At 46.9% G+C, this 16355-nt stretch carries 13 protein-coding genes and 7 tRNA genes; 7 read left to right on the top strand and 13 right to left on the bottom strand.

Going from position 1 to position 16355, the window contains the following annotated elements; all coding sequences use genetic code 11:
- The first annotated feature begins 213 nt into the window (after positions 1-213).
- The 3 genes from AC4E8D_RS01930 (at position 214) to AC4E8D_RS01920 (ending at position 3878) form a co-directional block, all read left to right on the top strand.
- The gene (locus AC4E8D_RS01930) at positions 214-1614 is read left to right on the top strand and encodes a serine hydrolase domain-containing protein (RefSeq protein ID WP_490205788.1); all 1401 of its coding nucleotides are present in this window, start codon (positions 214-216) and stop codon (positions 1612-1614) included.
- A 283-nt stretch (positions 1615-1897) separates the two neighbouring features.
- Entirely contained in the window at positions 1898-3283 is a 1386-nt protein-coding gene (locus AC4E8D_RS01925) for an N-acetylmuramoyl-L-alanine amidase family protein (RefSeq protein ID WP_490205787.1), read from the top strand.
- Positions 3284-3317: 34 nt separating this feature from the next.
- Complete coding sequence (locus tag AC4E8D_RS01920; protein WP_221823771.1) at positions 3318-3878, top strand: GerMN domain-containing protein; 561 nt, start codon at positions 3318-3320, stop codon at positions 3876-3878.
- A gap of 76 nt (positions 3879-3954) precedes the next feature.
- Here AC4E8D_RS01920 and AC4E8D_RS01915 read toward each other — a convergent pair whose 3' ends face one another.
- The 4 genes from AC4E8D_RS01915 to AC4E8D_RS01900 form a co-directional block, all read right to left on the bottom strand.
- Positions 3955-5544 carry an MBL fold metallo-hydrolase gene (locus tag AC4E8D_RS01915; RefSeq protein ID WP_490205786.1) on the bottom strand — a complete coding sequence of 530 codons (1590 nt, stop codon included), beginning with the start codon at positions 5542-5544 and terminating at the stop codon, positions 3955-3957.
- On the bottom strand, positions 5541-7211 hold the full coding sequence (locus tag AC4E8D_RS01910; protein ID WP_221823952.1) for an ABC transporter permease: 1671 nt from the start codon (positions 7209-7211) through the stop codon (positions 5541-5543). Before AC4E8D_RS01910 ends, AC4E8D_RS01915 begins: the two co-directional genes overlap by 4 nt.
- A gap of 81 nt (positions 7212-7292) precedes the next feature.
- Positions 7293-8366 carry an ABC transporter substrate-binding protein gene (locus tag AC4E8D_RS01905; RefSeq protein ID WP_036673000.1) on the bottom strand — a complete coding sequence of 358 codons (1074 nt, stop codon included), beginning with the start codon at positions 8364-8366 and terminating at the stop codon, positions 7293-7295.
- 71 nt (positions 8367-8437) lie between these two features.
- The gene (locus AC4E8D_RS01900) at positions 8438-9454 is read right to left on the bottom strand and encodes an ABC transporter ATP-binding protein (RefSeq protein WP_490205785.1); all 1017 of its coding nucleotides are present in this window, start codon (positions 9452-9454) and stop codon (positions 8438-8440) included.
- Positions 9455-9860: 406 nt separating this feature from the next.
- Here AC4E8D_RS01900 and AC4E8D_RS01895 point away from each other — a divergent pair, with 406 nt between their 5' ends.
- Both AC4E8D_RS01895 and AC4E8D_RS01890 read left to right on the top strand, forming a co-directional pair.
- Entirely contained in the window at positions 9861-10769 is a 909-nt protein-coding gene (locus AC4E8D_RS01895) for a LysR family transcriptional regulator (RefSeq protein WP_076216600.1), read from the top strand.
- Positions 10770-10916: 147 nt separating this feature from the next.
- Positions 10917-11777, top strand: a complete 861-nt coding sequence (locus AC4E8D_RS01890; protein WP_490205784.1) for a hypothetical protein — start codon at positions 10917-10919, stop codon at positions 11775-11777.
- 248 nt (positions 11778-12025) lie between these two features.
- On the opposite strand, the gene AC4E8D_RS01885 is transcribed toward AC4E8D_RS01890, so the two are convergent.
- A complete protein-coding gene (locus AC4E8D_RS01885; protein WP_490205783.1) occupies positions 12026-12451 on the bottom strand; it encodes a hypothetical protein in 426 nt (141 codons plus the stop codon).
- Between the two features lie 296 nt (positions 12452-12747).
- On the opposite strand from AC4E8D_RS01885, the gene AC4E8D_RS01880 reads away from it, so the two are divergent.
- Both AC4E8D_RS01880 and AC4E8D_RS01875 read left to right on the top strand, forming a co-directional pair.
- Positions 12748-14226: a helix-turn-helix domain-containing protein gene (locus AC4E8D_RS01880; RefSeq protein ID WP_490205782.1), complete on the top strand. Its 1479-nt coding sequence runs from the start codon at positions 12748-12750 to the stop codon at positions 14224-14226.
- Positions 14227-14321: 95 nt separating this feature from the next.
- Positions 14322-15371, top strand: a complete 1050-nt coding sequence (locus tag AC4E8D_RS01875) for an ABC transporter substrate-binding protein (RefSeq protein WP_339306512.1) — start codon at positions 14322-14324, stop codon at positions 15369-15371.
- A gap of 150 nt (positions 15372-15521) precedes the next feature.
- On the opposite strand, the gene AC4E8D_RS01870 is transcribed toward AC4E8D_RS01875, so the two are convergent.
- The 8 genes from AC4E8D_RS01870 to AC4E8D_RS01835 all read right to left on the bottom strand — a co-directional run bounded on the left by AC4E8D_RS01870 (position 15522) and on the right by AC4E8D_RS01835 (position 16348).
- Positions 15522-15656: a hypothetical protein gene (locus tag AC4E8D_RS01870; protein ID WP_490205781.1), complete on the bottom strand. Its 135-nt coding sequence runs from the start codon at positions 15654-15656 to the stop codon at positions 15522-15524.
- Between the two features lie 98 nt (positions 15657-15754).
- A tRNA-Gly gene (locus AC4E8D_RS01865) sits at positions 15755-15825 on the bottom strand.
- 12 nt (positions 15826-15837) lie between these two features.
- Positions 15838-15911, bottom strand: a tRNA-Pro gene (locus AC4E8D_RS01860).
- Positions 15912-15926: 15 nt separating this feature from the next.
- Positions 15927-16003: transfer RNA gene (locus tag AC4E8D_RS01855), tRNA-Arg, on the bottom strand.
- Positions 16004-16009: 6 nt separating this feature from the next.
- Positions 16010-16084 (bottom strand) — tRNA-Gly (locus tag AC4E8D_RS01850).
- A gap of 8 nt (positions 16085-16092) precedes the next feature.
- Positions 16093-16179, bottom strand: a tRNA-Leu gene (locus AC4E8D_RS01845).
- A gap of 9 nt (positions 16180-16188) precedes the next feature.
- A tRNA-Lys gene (locus AC4E8D_RS01840) sits at positions 16189-16264 on the bottom strand.
- A gap of 9 nt (positions 16265-16273) precedes the next feature.
- Positions 16274-16348: transfer RNA gene (locus tag AC4E8D_RS01835), tRNA-Gln, on the bottom strand.
- Positions 16349-16355 lie beyond the last annotated feature (7 nt).

Raw genomic sequence — 16355 nt, 5'->3', positions numbered from 1 at the left:
AAAATATTATGTATAGATACTAAATTAGTACAAATTTAATTTAAATGATCTGATCAGATGTTATGGATTATATCCACTTCATCGTTTTGACCCTCTACCCGAGATCGTTTACAATGCTCATAAGCTGGCTATTCATGAAACGATTGGAAGGAGAGGATTCAAATCTTACGCAAGTCAAATGAAAGACAACGTATTTCCACGGTATATTCATCCATGTTCCGCATTCTGTTAGCGCTCATCCTGTGCGCAGGACCGATTCTGGGACAACCTGGTATTACGGCATCCGCAGCGCAGGCGACGCAAGCAGTTCACATTGAAGTGAATGGTGAGCAACAATCCTGGAAGAACGCACCACTTATCATCAAAGGTTCAACGTTAGTTCCACTGCGGGATGTGGTCACATCGGTTAAAGGCACGTTGAAATGGGATAATCGCACCAAGACGGCTACCATCACCGTTGGAAGAGACACGCTGATTCATCAGGCTGGCAGCCATTCCATTAAGGTAAACAAGGTCGATCTGGCTACAGGTGTGAATTCACGTACCGTTAACGGTACGTTGATGGTACCTGTCCGGGCCATGGCTAATGCAATCAAGGCAGATATCAAGGTCCAACGCACAGCCACGGGGCAGATGAGTGTAAATATGGTCACTGATCAAGTCAGCTTGCTGAATAGCGAGGTTGCCAGCGTGGATACATATCTGCGCGAGATCAACTATCCAGGTATGGCTCTGATCGCCCGCGATGGTGAAGTACTTCTAAAGCAAGGCTACGGACTTGCCGATGAACAGACGCTGAATCGCCCGGATCAGAAGACACGAATCGCATCACTAAGCAAATCCTTAACGGCCGCGTCCATTCTGAGTCTCGTGGAGAATGGTAAGATTAATGTGCAAGATCCAATCTCCAAGTATATCTCTGGTATACCGAAGGGAGATCAGATCACGCTTCATATGCTGTTATCCCAGACTTCAGGTCTGCCATCCGCATTTGGTCGGGGTGAAGGAACTTCTATGGAAGAGACGGTAGAAGAGATTCGTCACAAAACGCTGAAGTTTGAACCGGGGAGTGCCTATCTGTACAGCAACAGCGGTTATGTTTTGCTTGCATATGTCGTTGAACAGGTATCTGGCATGAGTTATGCCGATTACGTGCAACAGACGATACTGAAACCGCTTGGCATGAAAAATTCAGGAGAGGCTTCCCGTAAAGTGCATACCATTAGTGGTTTTGTTCAAAAAAATAACGCATGGGTAACTGCGCCTTACTATGTGTCTCAATCCGGGTCAGGAACCATCTATTCCACGGTGGACGATATGCTGAAATGGGATCGTGCGCTTTATACAGACCAGATTCTAAGCCAGGATACGATTGAGCAGATGTATGAGCCTTATTCCGATAAGAACTACGGCTACGCCTGGATTCTTAAAGAAAACGGCACGAATCGTACCGTCTTCCATAACGGGAGTGGCGGCGGGTTTGCCACAGCTTTTTCACGTAATCTGTCCGATGATATCACGATTATCCTGCTCGGCAACCACGCAGGTATGGACATGACTTCACTTTTGGATGAAGTTGAGGCAAAAACAGCCAAAGCACTGCAATTGCAATAATTTTATTGTCATAAAGAGTAATTGGAGACGGTCCTTCAACAGGATCGTCTCTTTGTTCTAGATACATCCTCAATTCCGACTTCGAATACATACATCTACTAGAAATCCCATCAATGTCCAAAAGAATACGTGCTCATCTATAAATAAATTAGATAATTTAAGATCAAAAAAGAAACATTTTTACAATTTTACCGTTTATATTGTGTAGGTATATTCTGGAATTAAGAAATAGATCTAATACTAGTCGAGGTGCATAATGAAGAAAACCGTTTTACTACTGTTTTTGAGCCTGTTCTTACTCGTTTTGCTCCCTCATCAGGGAAATGCCGCTGCAAGCACGTCGAAAATCTTTATGGATGGAGAGGAATTAGTCCTCCCAAATGATGTACAGGTGAAGATTATCAATAAAAACGTGATGATCCCGATTCGTGTCGTTGCCGAAAATTTGAAATTCAAAGTCGATTGGAACCAGCAAGCACACACTGTAAAAATCCAGCAAGATCAACAGATCATCTCTCTAACCGTGGACCAAAAACAAGCCATGGTTGCTGACAAGCAGGTCACCTTGAACACAGCACCGCAAATTTTGAATAAAACGCTGGTGGTGCCCATTCGATTTGTCAGTGAACAAATGGGGCTTACGGTAAAATGGAACAATCAAGACAAGATCGTATACTTAACAAACACCAGCAAAGAACCTGCTGTCGACCCTGGCAACAGTTCAGGGAAAGGGGACTCCTCTTCTGTCGCTCAGGTTACCGATATCCAATTTGCCAACAATCAGCTCGTCTTATCCACGGATGGGACCGTTCAGCCGGTAGTAACGACCCTCAAGTACCCTGATCGTCTGGTTGTGGACTTGCCTGGAGCCACCTTTGGTGATATCTCCCAACCACTGGATCAAGGACTCAATGGCAGGTTGGATGTGAGCGGTTATCCCAATGTGACGGAAGTGAGATATTCGCTTTTCAAACGAGATCCAGGACAAGTTCGAATTGTCGTAGAATTGAATAATGTGATGGATGTCCAGTACAGCCACAATGTGATTGCCGACAAACTGATTATTGATCTGAATGTTGCGGGTGACAATGTCACACCTGCTCCAGTCACTCCAGTAGGCGACTCAGGACGCAAGGTTGTGGTCATCGATCCAGGACATGGTGGCAGTGATCCAGGGACGATCAGCATCACGAACAAACCCGAGAAGGAATACAACCTGGAATTAGCTCACAAAGTACAAGCCCTGCTGCTCAATGAACCTAATATCGAATTGGTTATGACTCGTGAAGGTGATACCTATCCGACCCGCCCTGAGCGTGTTCAACTCGCCAATCAATTAAATGCGGATGTATTTGTATCTATCCATGGCAATAGCGTGAAGTCCGCCCCCCAAGCGACAGGTACGGAGACATATTATTATCAACGCAGTAACAGCAAGGAATTAGCTACTATCATTCATCAACGTTTGGTAAAAGCCATGGGTCTCAGAGATCGTGGTGTGAAAAATGGCAACTTGGAAGTAATCCGAGACACGACCATGCCTGCAGTGCTTTTGGAAGTTGGATTCTTGAGTAATGTGCTCGATGAAGAACTGATGTCGTCCGAAGTTGTTAAGACGAAAGCCGCTCAAGCGATAGCCGATGGAATCAAGGAGTATTTGGGCCTATAAATCATCAAATATATCAGATGAAGGAAGTGATCCTTTGAATAAGAAGCTCGGTTGTGCACTTGTATTATCATGCTTGATCCTTATCGGAGTTGGATGTGCCCAGAAGCCAGTGAACGAATCCGGTTCGAATGAACCTGCTGTTCAGGGAGGACAGGCGCAGTCACCAAACCCATCCGAACCGGAGGTGGATCTGGGCACAATGAATACACAAGTCGTCGATGTATATTTGGCAGACTCTCAGGTACTGGAGCTAGAGAAAACAGAGCAGGAAATTGAATACAAAGATGATTCCGAGAAATATGAAAAAACATTTGTAGCTATGCAAACGAATACTGATTCGGAGCTTGTTTCTCTCTGGGAGCAGGTGGAATTGATCTCTGTCCAATATGCTGAGGGTACGGTGACTTTGGATGTTCATATCCCCGCTGAAGCCAACCTCGGTACCAGTGGAGAATTGCTCGCATTAGAAGCTTTAACAACAACGATGTTTCAATTTGAGGAAGTGAACAGCCTGGATATATTGGTGGATGGTGAAGCCGTTGATAGTTTGATGGGCCATGCCGAACTGGAACACCCCATTCATCGCGAACCCTAAATTATAACAATTCAATGGAAAAAGAACGTCCCCAGGGACGTTCCAATCTGACGCATCACTTCGTTTCATGCACATTTCACACATATAGCTCGTCACCAGCAGACAGTGAATGTATAACTGTTCCCGGTGACGGGCTATTTCTGAGCAAACCTTTCTTTAATCTGTCCGTCTCTGCCCGGTCAGCATGCACAAGGACCGCATGCCTTGCTGGAACCTGATGCAGCATCCGTTCAACATCCTTCCAGCCCTGATGCACTTTATAACGTATTTTTCGCACATCACACACTCCATACTTTTCAGGAACCCGTAGCAACTTATCAGCAAATGTACCATGGGCAACATGCCCGGTGAGCAGAATCAGATTCTCCTCCCTGTCCGAGAATTGACTATAATACCAACGGGCAAGCGAGGACTGCATCATGCCGTCCGGAATAAACCATAGCGAAGCAGCATGATGTTCCAACAGTTGTTCCCGTTCTTGGGTGGTCGTAGGCAGATCCCACCCTCGTCTGGTCAGAAAGCCATCAATTTCGTCTTTCAACGAACTTCCGATGACATGCTCTCCCTTCTCCCTCAACCAATACGGAACATGCATAAGCTGCTTCATGCCGTCCACCAGTCCTTGTTCCACTACGATTGGGATAGCCGGGAATTGTTGCTGTGCCCACAGTATGATCTCCTGTCCACGCCCTACAACAGGCATGGGTAAGAGCACCTTTCCACCTTGAGCAATCGTCTGGCGAATGGCTTGTTCCAGCTGTTCCAGTTTGTCAGCCTGTGTATCTTGGTCCGTACCATAGGCCGCATCAACGATCGCCAGATCCACCAGCCCGACGGAAGATATTGGCGCAGCGTCTGCTACGTTTGCTCTGCCTGCTCTGACTGCTCCATCTGCTCCATTGGATGAGAAATTCCTCTGCTTCATGGGTATCTCCATGGATACGAGTGTTCTTGACGACGCTTCTGATGCAACAGATGTCTGATCTTGTGACGTTATGAATTCTCCAGCCCTTTGCCCCCTGTTCATAACGATTAATTCCTCCGCGCCCCACTGTTCACTGCTCGGAGCATCGGACACAGGATTCTCACGAAGTATGCTTGTCTGCCAGAACGCCTCCGCTGGACAATCCTCCTGTAAAAGCATCGACTCGGACGTGTAGTCCCCGGAATAGAAAATCCGCTTACCTTCCATTTCAACCCCAAACCACACCGATCCAGCCAGATGTCCACTACGGCCCCACATCACTTTTACTTCGGGAATGGGTTCGAACCAGATTTGGGATACGACCTCATCTTCCAGATACCGATAACGAATAGCTTGCTCATCTGCTTCATCATAAGGAAGCACTTCGCCTACACGTTCTGCAAACCTACGCCAGTTGGCAAAATACGTACGCAGCTGCTCCCTCGTCTCTCTTGTTGTCCAGACTTCACCCTGGTAGCCCATCTTATACAGCAAAGGGATGGCGACCGAATGATCCTCATGGGCATGGGACAACAGGACTGCGTCCAGTTGCGGGACAATCTCCGGTTCAATCAGCGGATACTGGCCTGTGCCTTCTTTTTTCACACCACAATCCAGCAAAAGGCGAACATTGCTCCCGCTCAGGAGATAGGCGGAACGTCCATGTTCCCCTGCACCGCCCCATATGTTCAGTTTGATCATGATGCATTCCACTTTCTCTTTGAATTCAGCAGTTCGATTCCAAGCAGCATCAGCACCGTCATACCTACAGTTACAACGGCCATCGCCATGCCAAGTGATACCTGACCTTGTTCAAACTGCGCAAAAATATACGTAGCCGACGTCTGCATCGACGGTGGAAGAATCAACAACGAACCTACCAGCTCACGGGTAGCAATCGTAAAGGTCATCATCCAGCCGGCCAACATGCCGGGCAGGATCAGTGGGATCAGGATGCGCCGCAGAATATACAGCGGCTTCCCGCCAAACACTTGCCCAGCCTGGAACAACGTTCCGTCAATCTGGGTAAAGCTCGATTTTACATACTGCACGGTGTAAGGCAAGAAGAGAACAACGTACGTGAGCACAACCATGCCGTAGGTGTTATACAACGTGACTGGCATCCAGGGTGAGTTCCAGAACAGAATCAGTCCCACCACCATCACGATGCCCGGCACTGTATTAGGCAACAGACTGAACAAGTCAATCACACGCTGCATGAATGAAGATGATTTGCCGATCGCGAGTGCAAACCCAGTACCGATAATAACAGCAACGGTTGAAGCCGCGAGGGATAATCCCAGACTGTTCCCGATCGCCTTCATACTCACCGAACCCCAAGATAACAGCTCCTTGTAATGATCCAAGGTCAGATTATCAAAAGCAATCCCCGATCCCCGTAACTTCATGGTCGAAGCGGCAATGATGGAGAAATATGGGATACCTATCGACAGGATCAACAGAATTGCAAGATACGCCCCACACAACCATCCTGCTCCGCCACGAAGGGAATATCGCTTCGAACGTTGCCCTTTGCCACCCACCAGACGATACGTGAACTTCCGGCTCATGGCAGACTGCATATACCACATCACCAGACAGACGGATAGCAGTACCGATGCCAGCGAAGTCGCCTTACCGAAGTCAATCGGCCAACTGGAGATGTACTTATGAATTTCGGAGGTCATGACATAATAGCCAATCTTTCGCCCAAAGGTTGCCGGTGTTCCGAATTCCGCAATCGTTTTGACAAAGACCAACATGATCCCCATGCCGTAAGACGACAACAACAGGGGTAAAATAATGCGTCTGAAACGGTATCCTGCTCGTGCACCGTGCACGGCTCCCGCTTCTTCCAGATTGCCACCGATGCGGATCAATGCATCTCGAAGCAGCAGATACAAGAACGGGAACAGGTGCAAGCTCATGATGAGCACCATGCCCCAGAAGCTGAAGAACAGCTCACTCCAGCCCGCAGATGAGGGCACCCATTGCTGGAGATATCCCCCTTTTTGCATAAACAGAATCCAGCCCATCGAGCCGATATACGGCGGGGTCATGAACGGAATCATCAGGATTACATCCACCCAGCGATGCTCGCCCATCCGAGTCTTCGCCATCATCCAGGCCAGCGGCAGCGCCAGCAGCGTGGTTACCGCTACAACGCAGATACCAAGCCAGACGGAGTTCAACAATACACCTGATAGATGATGACCTGTAATCGTGCGAATCGGAGCCATCCAGTCCCATTGTCCGTCCGGATACACACTTTGCCAGAAGATCAGCAAGAGCGGCACACCAATGCTTATGGTCAGCAGAAAGAGGGCCAGAATTACGCCCACTCTCCGAAAAATTCGGTTGTTGTCCATTCCAACAGGTTTCACTACGTTCACCTCACATGACTTTCCACAGACAGCAGGTATTCCTTTTGCCTAGTTGTCTCTATCCTATTATTTAAAAGTCTCGGAAAAACGCGCCGCTGTCTCTTCGCCATGTTCGCTCATCCAGTTCCAATCCACTTTAAGTTGTGGAATATCCTTCACATTGGCACGGTTAGTCGCTTCAATGTCTTCGCGGCCTGGGATCAGATAGGCATCTGCAACGAGCTTCTGTGCTTCATCGGATAACAGGTAATCAATGAACGCTTTGGCATTCTCTACATTTGGACTGGATTTCAGAATCGCTGCCGGTCTTGGGCTGATTACCGTGCCTTCCTCAGGATATACGATATCCAGCGGTTCGCCTTTTGCCTTGGAGGAATACGCCATGTAGTCTACACCTGCCGCTACGATGCTTTTGGCACCCGTAATGACTGGATCAAGTGCTTCCTGATTGGCACCTGCCATCGCTACACCATTGGCTTTATAGGCACTCAGCAGATCCCAACCTTTTTCACCGTTCGCACTCAGGTATCCTGTGATGAAGTCGAGTGCTGAACCTGATAAGGTAGGGTCGGGAATGTTCACTGCATCTTTCCAAGCAGGCGTAGCCAGCTCTGCCCAACTTGTTGGTGGTGTAGATACCAGTTTGGTATTATATACAATACCCAGTGCGGAAGCACTGCTGCTAAAATAGTTGCCCTCTGCATCCGACCAATCCTTGTTCAGCTTGTCTGCATTGGCTGCTTCGGGGTAAGGCATAGTCAGTCCATCGGCTTTCAGAGCCTGTGCGGAAGGCAAGGAAGCCAGAATCACAACGTCTGCAACCGGATTGGATTTCTCTGCTTCCATACGAGCCAGAATTTTGCCTGTTGTTCCCTGGAACATCTCAACTTCGATCCCTGTTTTGTCCGTAAATCCGCTCACGATGTTATCCGCCAGCTTCTGTGGGCCAGCACTGTACAATACCAACTTGCCGCCAGCCGGTTTCGTTGTTTCCGCCGCCGCTGCTGTGTTTCCTTCACCCGCGGGTTGTGCCGCGTTGCCTGTAGTCGAGTTCCCTGTACTACATCCGAACAAACTGATACTCATTACCGCTGTTAATAACAGCATTGCGCTCTTTTTCCGTGTTTTCATACCCAACATATTCGTCCATCTCCCCTGGTTTCTTATAAAATGTGTACTCCCTGCTTCCAACTGCGTGCTCGTTCAACAATTTAATATGCCACTGCGATCGCTTCGTTCTGCTTCACACTCGGTTGGTCATAACCGTCCATTCGGCATATCCGCTCAGGGGTTACATAGAGCTGCACCCGCTCCCCGACGCGCACCCTTTGGTTCATATAGGCTGTCCATACACCAAGCCCTTCCATCTGCACTCGTACTTCATAGCGCTCACCTACATAGCTGACACTAAGTACCGTCCCCGGATAACACAGATCGTCATGATCTGTTTTGTTCCAGGTGACATGCTCTGGACGCACCATCGATTGATTAGGCGTGAGCCAGTTGGACTTTCCGATAAACGAAGCGACATACGGATCACTTGGCGCCGAGTAGATCGTTTCCGGGCTTCCCTTTTGCAATATCCGCCCCTTCTGCATCACCACAATCTCATCCGACATCGACATCGCCTCGATCTGATCATGTGTGACGTACAGCGCAGTCAGTCCCATGTCTCGTACCAATGACATCATCTCAATCCGCATCTCTTCCCGCAGTACAGCATCCAGTGCACTCAGTGGCTCATCGAACAGGATCACACCAGGTCTGACGGCTACCGCTCTGGCAAAAGCAACCCGTTGCTGCTGTCCACCAGACAGCTGATGAGGATATCGATCTTCCATGCCTTGCAGGCGAACCATGCCAAGGGCTTCGTTCACCTTTTGTCGCAGATCAGATTTCTGTTTTCCGGCCTTTAGGCCAAACGCTACATTTTCGTATACGGTCATATGCGGCCATAATGCAAAATCCTGAAACACCATGCCCAGATTACGCTTGTGTGTTGGTATATCAATCCGCTTCGCCGCAGAGTAGATACACTGACCATCTGCCCGAATCTCCCCCGCGTCAGGCTGTTCCAGCCCGGCCAACATGCGAAGCAGTGTTGTTTTGCCACAGCCCGATGGGCCGAGCAGGGTCGTGAACTTTCCATGTTCAAGCGTTAGATCTGTCGGCAGCAGTGCGGGTGTCTGATTAAATGATTTTTGAATTCCTGTCATCTCTAATTTCATAAGCATCCCTGCCTGTCTTCTGTTACTTGATCTCTTGCACTGTTCTCAGTCTAACGTCCACTTTCGCGAGTTGTATGTCTTGTATGTAAAATTGGAATTAACTTTTTAGATGAATTCTGTTGATGTTCATAGATTAAATCTATAGTAGGTGAACTAAATAAATTTTCATGTTGTCACTTCGATTACAGCACCATCTTTCGATCGCTGTTATCCCCAGATTTCTTATATTCCCTTTATGAAGGGAGAAATCCGGGGATAAAGGCGAAGCTTATGCTTCCGAAGCAGCTTTCTTCCAGAAAGCTTTTGGCTTCGCTTCTTCAGATTGGTTCTGTACTCTCCGTCTTTATGAAAACATTAGATCATCTTATATATTGGGGCTAGTAGAAGTGAGAGGAGTGTTGGGACATTGAATCTGATCAAACTACAAATTGTTGAGCTGATCGACAAACATCATCACATGACAAGCGTGGCCGAGTTACTGGGGATCAAACAACCTACCGTTACATTTCATATGAAGTCATTGGAAGAAGAGATGGGTGTGCGATTATTTGAATCGCGTAGTGGAAAGACATTTTTAACCGAAGCCGGACAGGCTTTGCTTCACTATTCCGTCAAAATCAATGCTTTGACCCAAGAGGCAAGGCGGGTAGTGAAGGAATATGACAGTCTCTACCGGGGCACCCTGCACATTGGGGCAAGCTATGTACCGGCCACATATTTGCTGCCAACCATACTCAATACCTTTTCTCAGGAATTCCCGGGCATTCGTATCGTCCTATCCGTCAAACCATCACCTGTTATTCGCGAGATGTTAATTCGGCATCAGATTGATCTGGGCGTGATCTCTTCCGAGCCATTTGTTGGACCCGCCCTGCAAGCTGAGACGCTGTGTGAAGACGATCTGGTATTGATCTGTTCTCCACAACATGGGTTGGCCCAGAAGGATGCATTAACACCTGATCATATTGCTCAGATTCCTTTTGCCCTACATGGCGATGAATCCAGTACTAGACGGTTAACCAACCAATGGCTCACGCAACATGACATTCGTTTGCGGAGCACCGTGGAGATGGATTCCCTGGAAGCGATCAAACAGCTCGTGTTAATCGGAGGGCATGTCTCATTCATGTCTCGGATGGCGGTACAGTGGGAGGAACAGCACGGGCTCATTCAAGTTCTTCCCATTCCGGGAGAGCAGGCACCGCGCCATATATACACCGTACATAACAAGGACCGCCACCCTTCCGTTCAGGTAAACCGTTTCAAAGAAGTGCTGCGAGAGGTGAGTCATGGCTTCCCCATTTTCCATGGCTGATTGCCCTGATCCGCTATAAACTATCGTTTGCCATTCATCAAATCTATGCAGGGTTAACGCAATGTGCGCTTCCCTTTAATCGCTTTCAGATACTCGGGCGATAAAGTTGAGTCTGTACGCTAATCCAGATTAGGAGAGTGATGGGTTTTGAAAAAGTGGAAAAAGGTAACCGCCTCATTGATGCTGAGCATCGTAACATTGGGAAGTGGAATGACATTTCTGGGAGCACCCCAGGCTTCAGCTGCTGCCAATGCCGTTCCTGCTTATGAAGTGAAGTTTCTGGCCAAGCCGGAGCTTGTATTGAATACAGATGGGACTCCACGCAGTGAAGTGATTCAGACACTCGGCCTGAGTTCCACGCCAAGAAACATTAACGTAGAGTACTTCGATACCAATGCGCTCGGATTGGATCAACAAGGATGGAACGTTCGTTTTCGCAAAAAGGATGACAAGAATAACTACGAATTGACTTATAAAAAACGTTACCCTGTGATCAATGGCGACATCAATGCAGCACTGACTCTGGCTAATCAAGAGGGTTTTGATAAATCAGATGATAATTACGAGGCTGAGATTGATTGGGGATATGGCAAACAAACCTTAAGCTTCTCCAACACCAAAAAAGTCGATACCAAAGCGACAGGTGTTCAACTTCCTTCGCAGCAAGAAGCCTTGAACATGTTACTGGACAAGCTTCCAGGCAAATTGAAAAGCTGGACTTCCTCCAACTGGGGTAAACAGCAGCTTACACAATCCCGTGCATATGGCCCAATCACATTCCAACGTTATGAAGGTACATGGAATGGTCTAGAGCTTACACTCGAAGTATGGCCGATTCGTGATGCAGCAGGTACAGGTATTGAGAATATCGTAGAGGGTTCTTTCAAAACTGATGATGCTGTAGCCGTATCCGGACTTCGTACCCAACTGCTACAATTGCTGGAGAACAACAACTGGCTAATTCCTGCCGATGGCTTGAAAACACAAACCATTCTGGAAAGATATTAAATCGCTAGCTCTTGCTAAAAAACAAGTTCCTCTTCCTGCGTACATCGTAGGAGAGGAGCTTGTTTTTGCGTAGTGAATTAAATGATCTGTTATTTAAGTAATTCTAAAATTAACATCAGTTGAGATTTTACTGGTTATTCGCTCAACGGTTTGGATCAAGGTAAATATGTATTGGCTATTTTCCAACTCGGTAACCTGTTTCAATTCAATTTATAGTGGAGGGTTACGTGGATCAATGATCAGAATTTCTACAGTCTTATAAATCCATCACTTGAGTTTTGCGTGAATAGCTGACCCTCGATTTCCCATAGAAATGCTTTAGCGTGCGCAGGCTTCATAAATCTTAATACTATCGGACGTACCCTACCATTCATCTCGTAGTGTATTACGAGATAATTTCTCGAATTTGAGCTGCCTGTTCTTTTTGGATATCCTGCACTCCCGATTTTTCTTAATGAGAGTTCAAACGTTTGCTGACCATTTTGAATATATAAGTTCCCATTACCTATCAGCACATCCACCCGCCTGCCTTCTGCAACTCGTGGAAGCCCTGACTGATGAATCCCTACTGCATGTAACCTTGATCCGAACTGCTGTTTTAGTTTATTGGATCGACTCGTCGTTCGAATACCAAATATCGAAACTAAGATAATAAAACCAAGTATAAACCACATTCTATATACCCCCTTCGCTTTCTCTTCTGTATATCATTTCATATTATCATATGGACTTCTTATTTGAATGACAATATGCGATAATTGATAATTATTCTCAAACACATCCTATGTAATGTTACTATTGCAAGTTAAGGAGGGATTCTGGTGACTTTGCAAGTCTTTCCACTGATATCTAACGGTGACCATACCCGTGACCTATATGCAAGATTCAAAACATCTGAAGTTCTCAATCAAGCGTCTTTTCTTCCCCCATTCGTATTGGGCACAGGCTGAATCATGCCACACTCGGCAAAATGTATCTGATCCTGCCAGGAACAGCGATAGAATATACAACGGATGAGGTTCATCCTTTACAGGGCATCGCGATACATTTTGATCTGTTGAAGCCTCTTTCGAATATCAATAAAGCTACTTCCGGCTCTACTGTAATGGAGATTTACCAAAAAGGTTTACTTCGTTCCTCTTACGCAGATACATTACCACATGAACTTTTTCAGGAATGTACCAGAATTGCCTCGCAGCTCCATGAATGCATCTCTGTACCTCAAGAAAATCGTCCATTTCGTATTCAGACTTTGATGCATGAATTGTTGACCCATGTGTATGCTCCTCCCAAAGAGAGTGCAATAGGAGATTCCGAACACACCTCTGCTTTGGATCAAACGCTTGAACTTATTGAGCTTGGATATGCTGAACATCTTTCTCGGGAAGTTCTTGCCGGAGTGGCAGGTATGAGTGTATGGCACTATTCGAGGGTATTCAAAAACCGGACTGGCATCAGTCCCATGGAATATGTGAATAGTATCCGCATGGATAGGGCCAAAGAGATGCTGCTCGTTCCCGGCCAGACTATCAAACATATCGCCTCACAGGTTGGTTATCAGGACGAGTTTTACTTTAGTCGCAAATTCAAAAAATATGTTGGCGTGTCTCCATCCACCTATCAACGGCAGAAACGCAGTAAAATCGCTGCCCTTTCCTTTGGAACCACCGGCCATCTGCTGGCATTACAGATCATACCCCATGCGGCATTAATCGATAACCGACGGGATCAACACAGGAATCTTTTTTTCTCCAATATCCCTTATCATCTGGGACGTAGCAAACGAATGAATCCTCGTATCTGGCAAACCAACGTTGAGTTGTTGATGCAAGCGAGCCCGGACCTCATACTCTGTAATGAGTACGAAGCCCATACGTTAAAAAGAACGCTGCAGCGAATTGCTCCTACCATCGTTATCCCATGGAAAGGATTGAGCTGGCGGGAACACTTCGTACAAGTTGCCTCCATTGTGGGACAGCAACAAGAAGCTCAGCTATGGTTGGAACAGTATGATGACAAAGTAGCCCATGCCAAAGAGCAGCTTAGTCATCTTATAGGTAAGGATACGGTCTCCATCATTCATATCATGATGGGCCACCTGTTAATCTACGGGCGACGCAATGGGGGCGCTGTTCTATATAACGACCTGGGGGTGTCCCCTTCACACGATCTGCTTCCAGGGCAAGTCTATCGTGCACTGGATGAACAGGAGTTGCCTCAAATGGTTGGAGATCGCATGTTACTGATTGTGGACCCGGACTCAGAATCCCAGCAACGCTGGCATAAACTACAACAGACTCAGCTATGGCAAGATTTGATGCCCGTGAAAAACCAGTATGTATATCTGCTAGATGAAATGCCGTGGTTGGATTATTCGCCGTATGCCCACGATCAGATCATCGATGAAACAATCAAACTTTTTGGTGGAACTCAGCACATTAATCCATGACCGGATAGCACAGAAGGCTATGTCTCCCCCAACATGAGACCGCTACAATATAAAGTGTACTGAGAATCAATATCAATAGAAACACAGGGGGATTTATGATGTACAAACAGCATTATGTCAAAATAACGGGGATCCTGTTCATACTCGCCATGTTACTTGTTGCGTGTGGACAGACACCTGCAAGCACTTCGAAGCAATCTGCGGATGGCGTGAAATCAGCTGCGGGGACAGATGGAGGCTCATCCACTGAATCAGCTACTAAGACTGTGAAGAGCGCCAATGGCAGCAAAGAAATCCCGGCACACCCTGAACGGATTGTGTCCATTAATATGGAGGATATTCTCCTCTCCTTGGAGGTACCACTGGTACTTGCAACACCTATTGGCCGGCAAGATTACCTGAACGAGCAACTTGAAGCCCAAGGCGTGGCTATCGAACCCATCAATGAAAGTGTCAATTTTGAAGCTGTAGTCAGCGCCAATCCGGACCTCATTATTGCCAATGCCAGTTTGGATGCCAAAATTCTCGAACAACTCGAGAAGATCGCGCCAACGATCACTTATGATCGCCGTAATTGGCAGGAATCTATCGTGCAGGTAGCTACTGCACTGGATATTGAAGAGCGGGCTGAACAGCTTTTACAAAAAAATAAAGATCAGGTAACTGAAGCCCAGAAGCTCGCAGCGAATATCACCAAGACCCAACCTACAGCTGCATTCCTGCGCCTGGAAGAGAATGATATGCGTTTGTTCTTCTCGTCCATTCCATCCACGCCATTCCCAGCTTCCAGTTATGTAGGAGCGGGTTATGAAATTGGATTCACTCCCGACGCTCTCGTTACCAAACTTGAGGCCGAGAATCCGGATCGGATGAATGCCAGTATCTCGGTTGAGCTTTTGCCTGAAATCAAAGCAGACTATCTGTTTATCGTGTCCATTAGCTCAGATGGGTCAGCTGAAGCGTTGCAAAAAACAAAAGATGAACTCAACGAAATCCAGCAACTCCAAGTATGGAAAAGCCTACCCGCTGTCCAAAATGGTCATGTCTATGTCCTCAATGCTAAGAAATGGCTTATTGACGGCCCCATTGCCGAATCGCTCAAACGTAATGAAATGCTCGAAGTTCTTGGACTACCTGCTCCATAATAGTAAACGTACCGTCTGTTTCATCCACAACAAACAAAAGGAGATCCACCGAATTTTCGGTGAATCTCCTTTATATTTAATATTCCAAATGGTCTCATTCAGCAATTCTTCATTCCAGTAATTCTTTAATTCTTCATTCACATCAGGCTTTTAATATATTTTAAAGTTTTGGGCTGTTTCGATCCCAAGTGCACTCTGGATAAACGTATTAGCCACTTTCTCTACAGGTACAGGATTAAATCCAATAAAGAAATCCTTATATTTTTCCGCTTCATCCTTAATCAAATGACAATTGGCCCTATTTTAAATAGATCACACTTGATTCTTTTTAACGCAAAAAAAGCCCTTGCTATAAGCAAAGGCTCTTCTATATGTTACTAGGAAGCGGGTGATGGGAATCGAACCCACGCTATTAGCTTGGAAGGCTAAAGTTCTACCATTGAACTACACCCGCAAATAAAAAAAATCGGGATGACACGATTTGAACATGCGACCCCCTGGTCCCAAACCAGGTGCTCTACCAAGCTGAGCTACATCCCGATACTTATGAGAAAATGGCGCGCCCTGAGAGATTCGAACTCCCGGCCTTTTGATTCGTAGTCAAACGCTCTATCCAGCTGAGCTAAGGGCGCAAATATTGGAGCGGAAGACGGGAATCGAACCCGCGACCCTCGCCTTGGCAAGGCGATGCTCTACCGCTGAGCCACTTCCGCAAAACATATGGTGCGGTCGAGAGGACTCGAACCTCCACGGGGGTTAGCCCACACGGACCTGAACCGTGCGCGTCTGCCAATTCCGCCACGACCGCAAAATATAATGGTGAGTCATGAAGGGCTCGAACCTTCGACACCCTGATTAAAAGTCAGGTGCTCTACCAACTGAGCTAATGACTCGTAATGAAATGGCTGGGGATATAGGATTTGAACCTATGCATGACGGAGTCAAAGTCCGTTGCCTTACCGCTTGGCTAATCCCCAATAAAAA

The organism is Paenibacillus sp. SRL342 (genome assembly GCF_984798905.1).
Note: the sequence above shows the minus strand (reverse complement) of the source record. Positions and strands in the feature narration are given on the sequence as shown.

Coding starts and splice junctions, on each gene's coding strand:
- AC4E8D_RS01910 (WP_221823952.1), bottom strand. CDS start 7,211: ATGGACAACAACCGAATTTTTCGGAGAGTGGGCGTAATTCTGGCCCTC.
- AC4E8D_RS01930 (WP_490205788.1), top strand. CDS start 214: ATGTTCCGCATTCTGTTAGCGCTCATCCTGTGCGCAGGACCGATTCTG.
- AC4E8D_RS01875 (WP_339306512.1), top strand. CDS start 14,322: ATGATGTACAAACAGCATTATGTCAAAATAACGGGGATCCTGTTCATA.
- AC4E8D_RS01900 (WP_490205785.1), bottom strand. CDS start 9,454: ATGAAATTAGAGATGACAGGAATTCAAAAATCATTTAATCAGACACCC.
- AC4E8D_RS01885 (WP_490205783.1), bottom strand. CDS start 12,451: ATGTGGTTTATACTTGGTTTTATTATCTTAGTTTCGATATTTGGTATT.
- AC4E8D_RS01905 (WP_036673000.1), bottom strand. CDS start 8,366: ATGTTGGGTATGAAAACACGGAAAAAGAGCGCAATGCTGTTATTAACA.
- AC4E8D_RS01880 (WP_490205782.1), top strand. CDS start 12,748: ATGTATCTGATCCTGCCAGGAACAGCGATAGAATATACAACGGATGAG.
- AC4E8D_RS01915 (WP_490205786.1), bottom strand. CDS start 5,544: ATGATCAAACTGAACATATGGGGCGGTGCAGGGGAACATGGACGTTCC.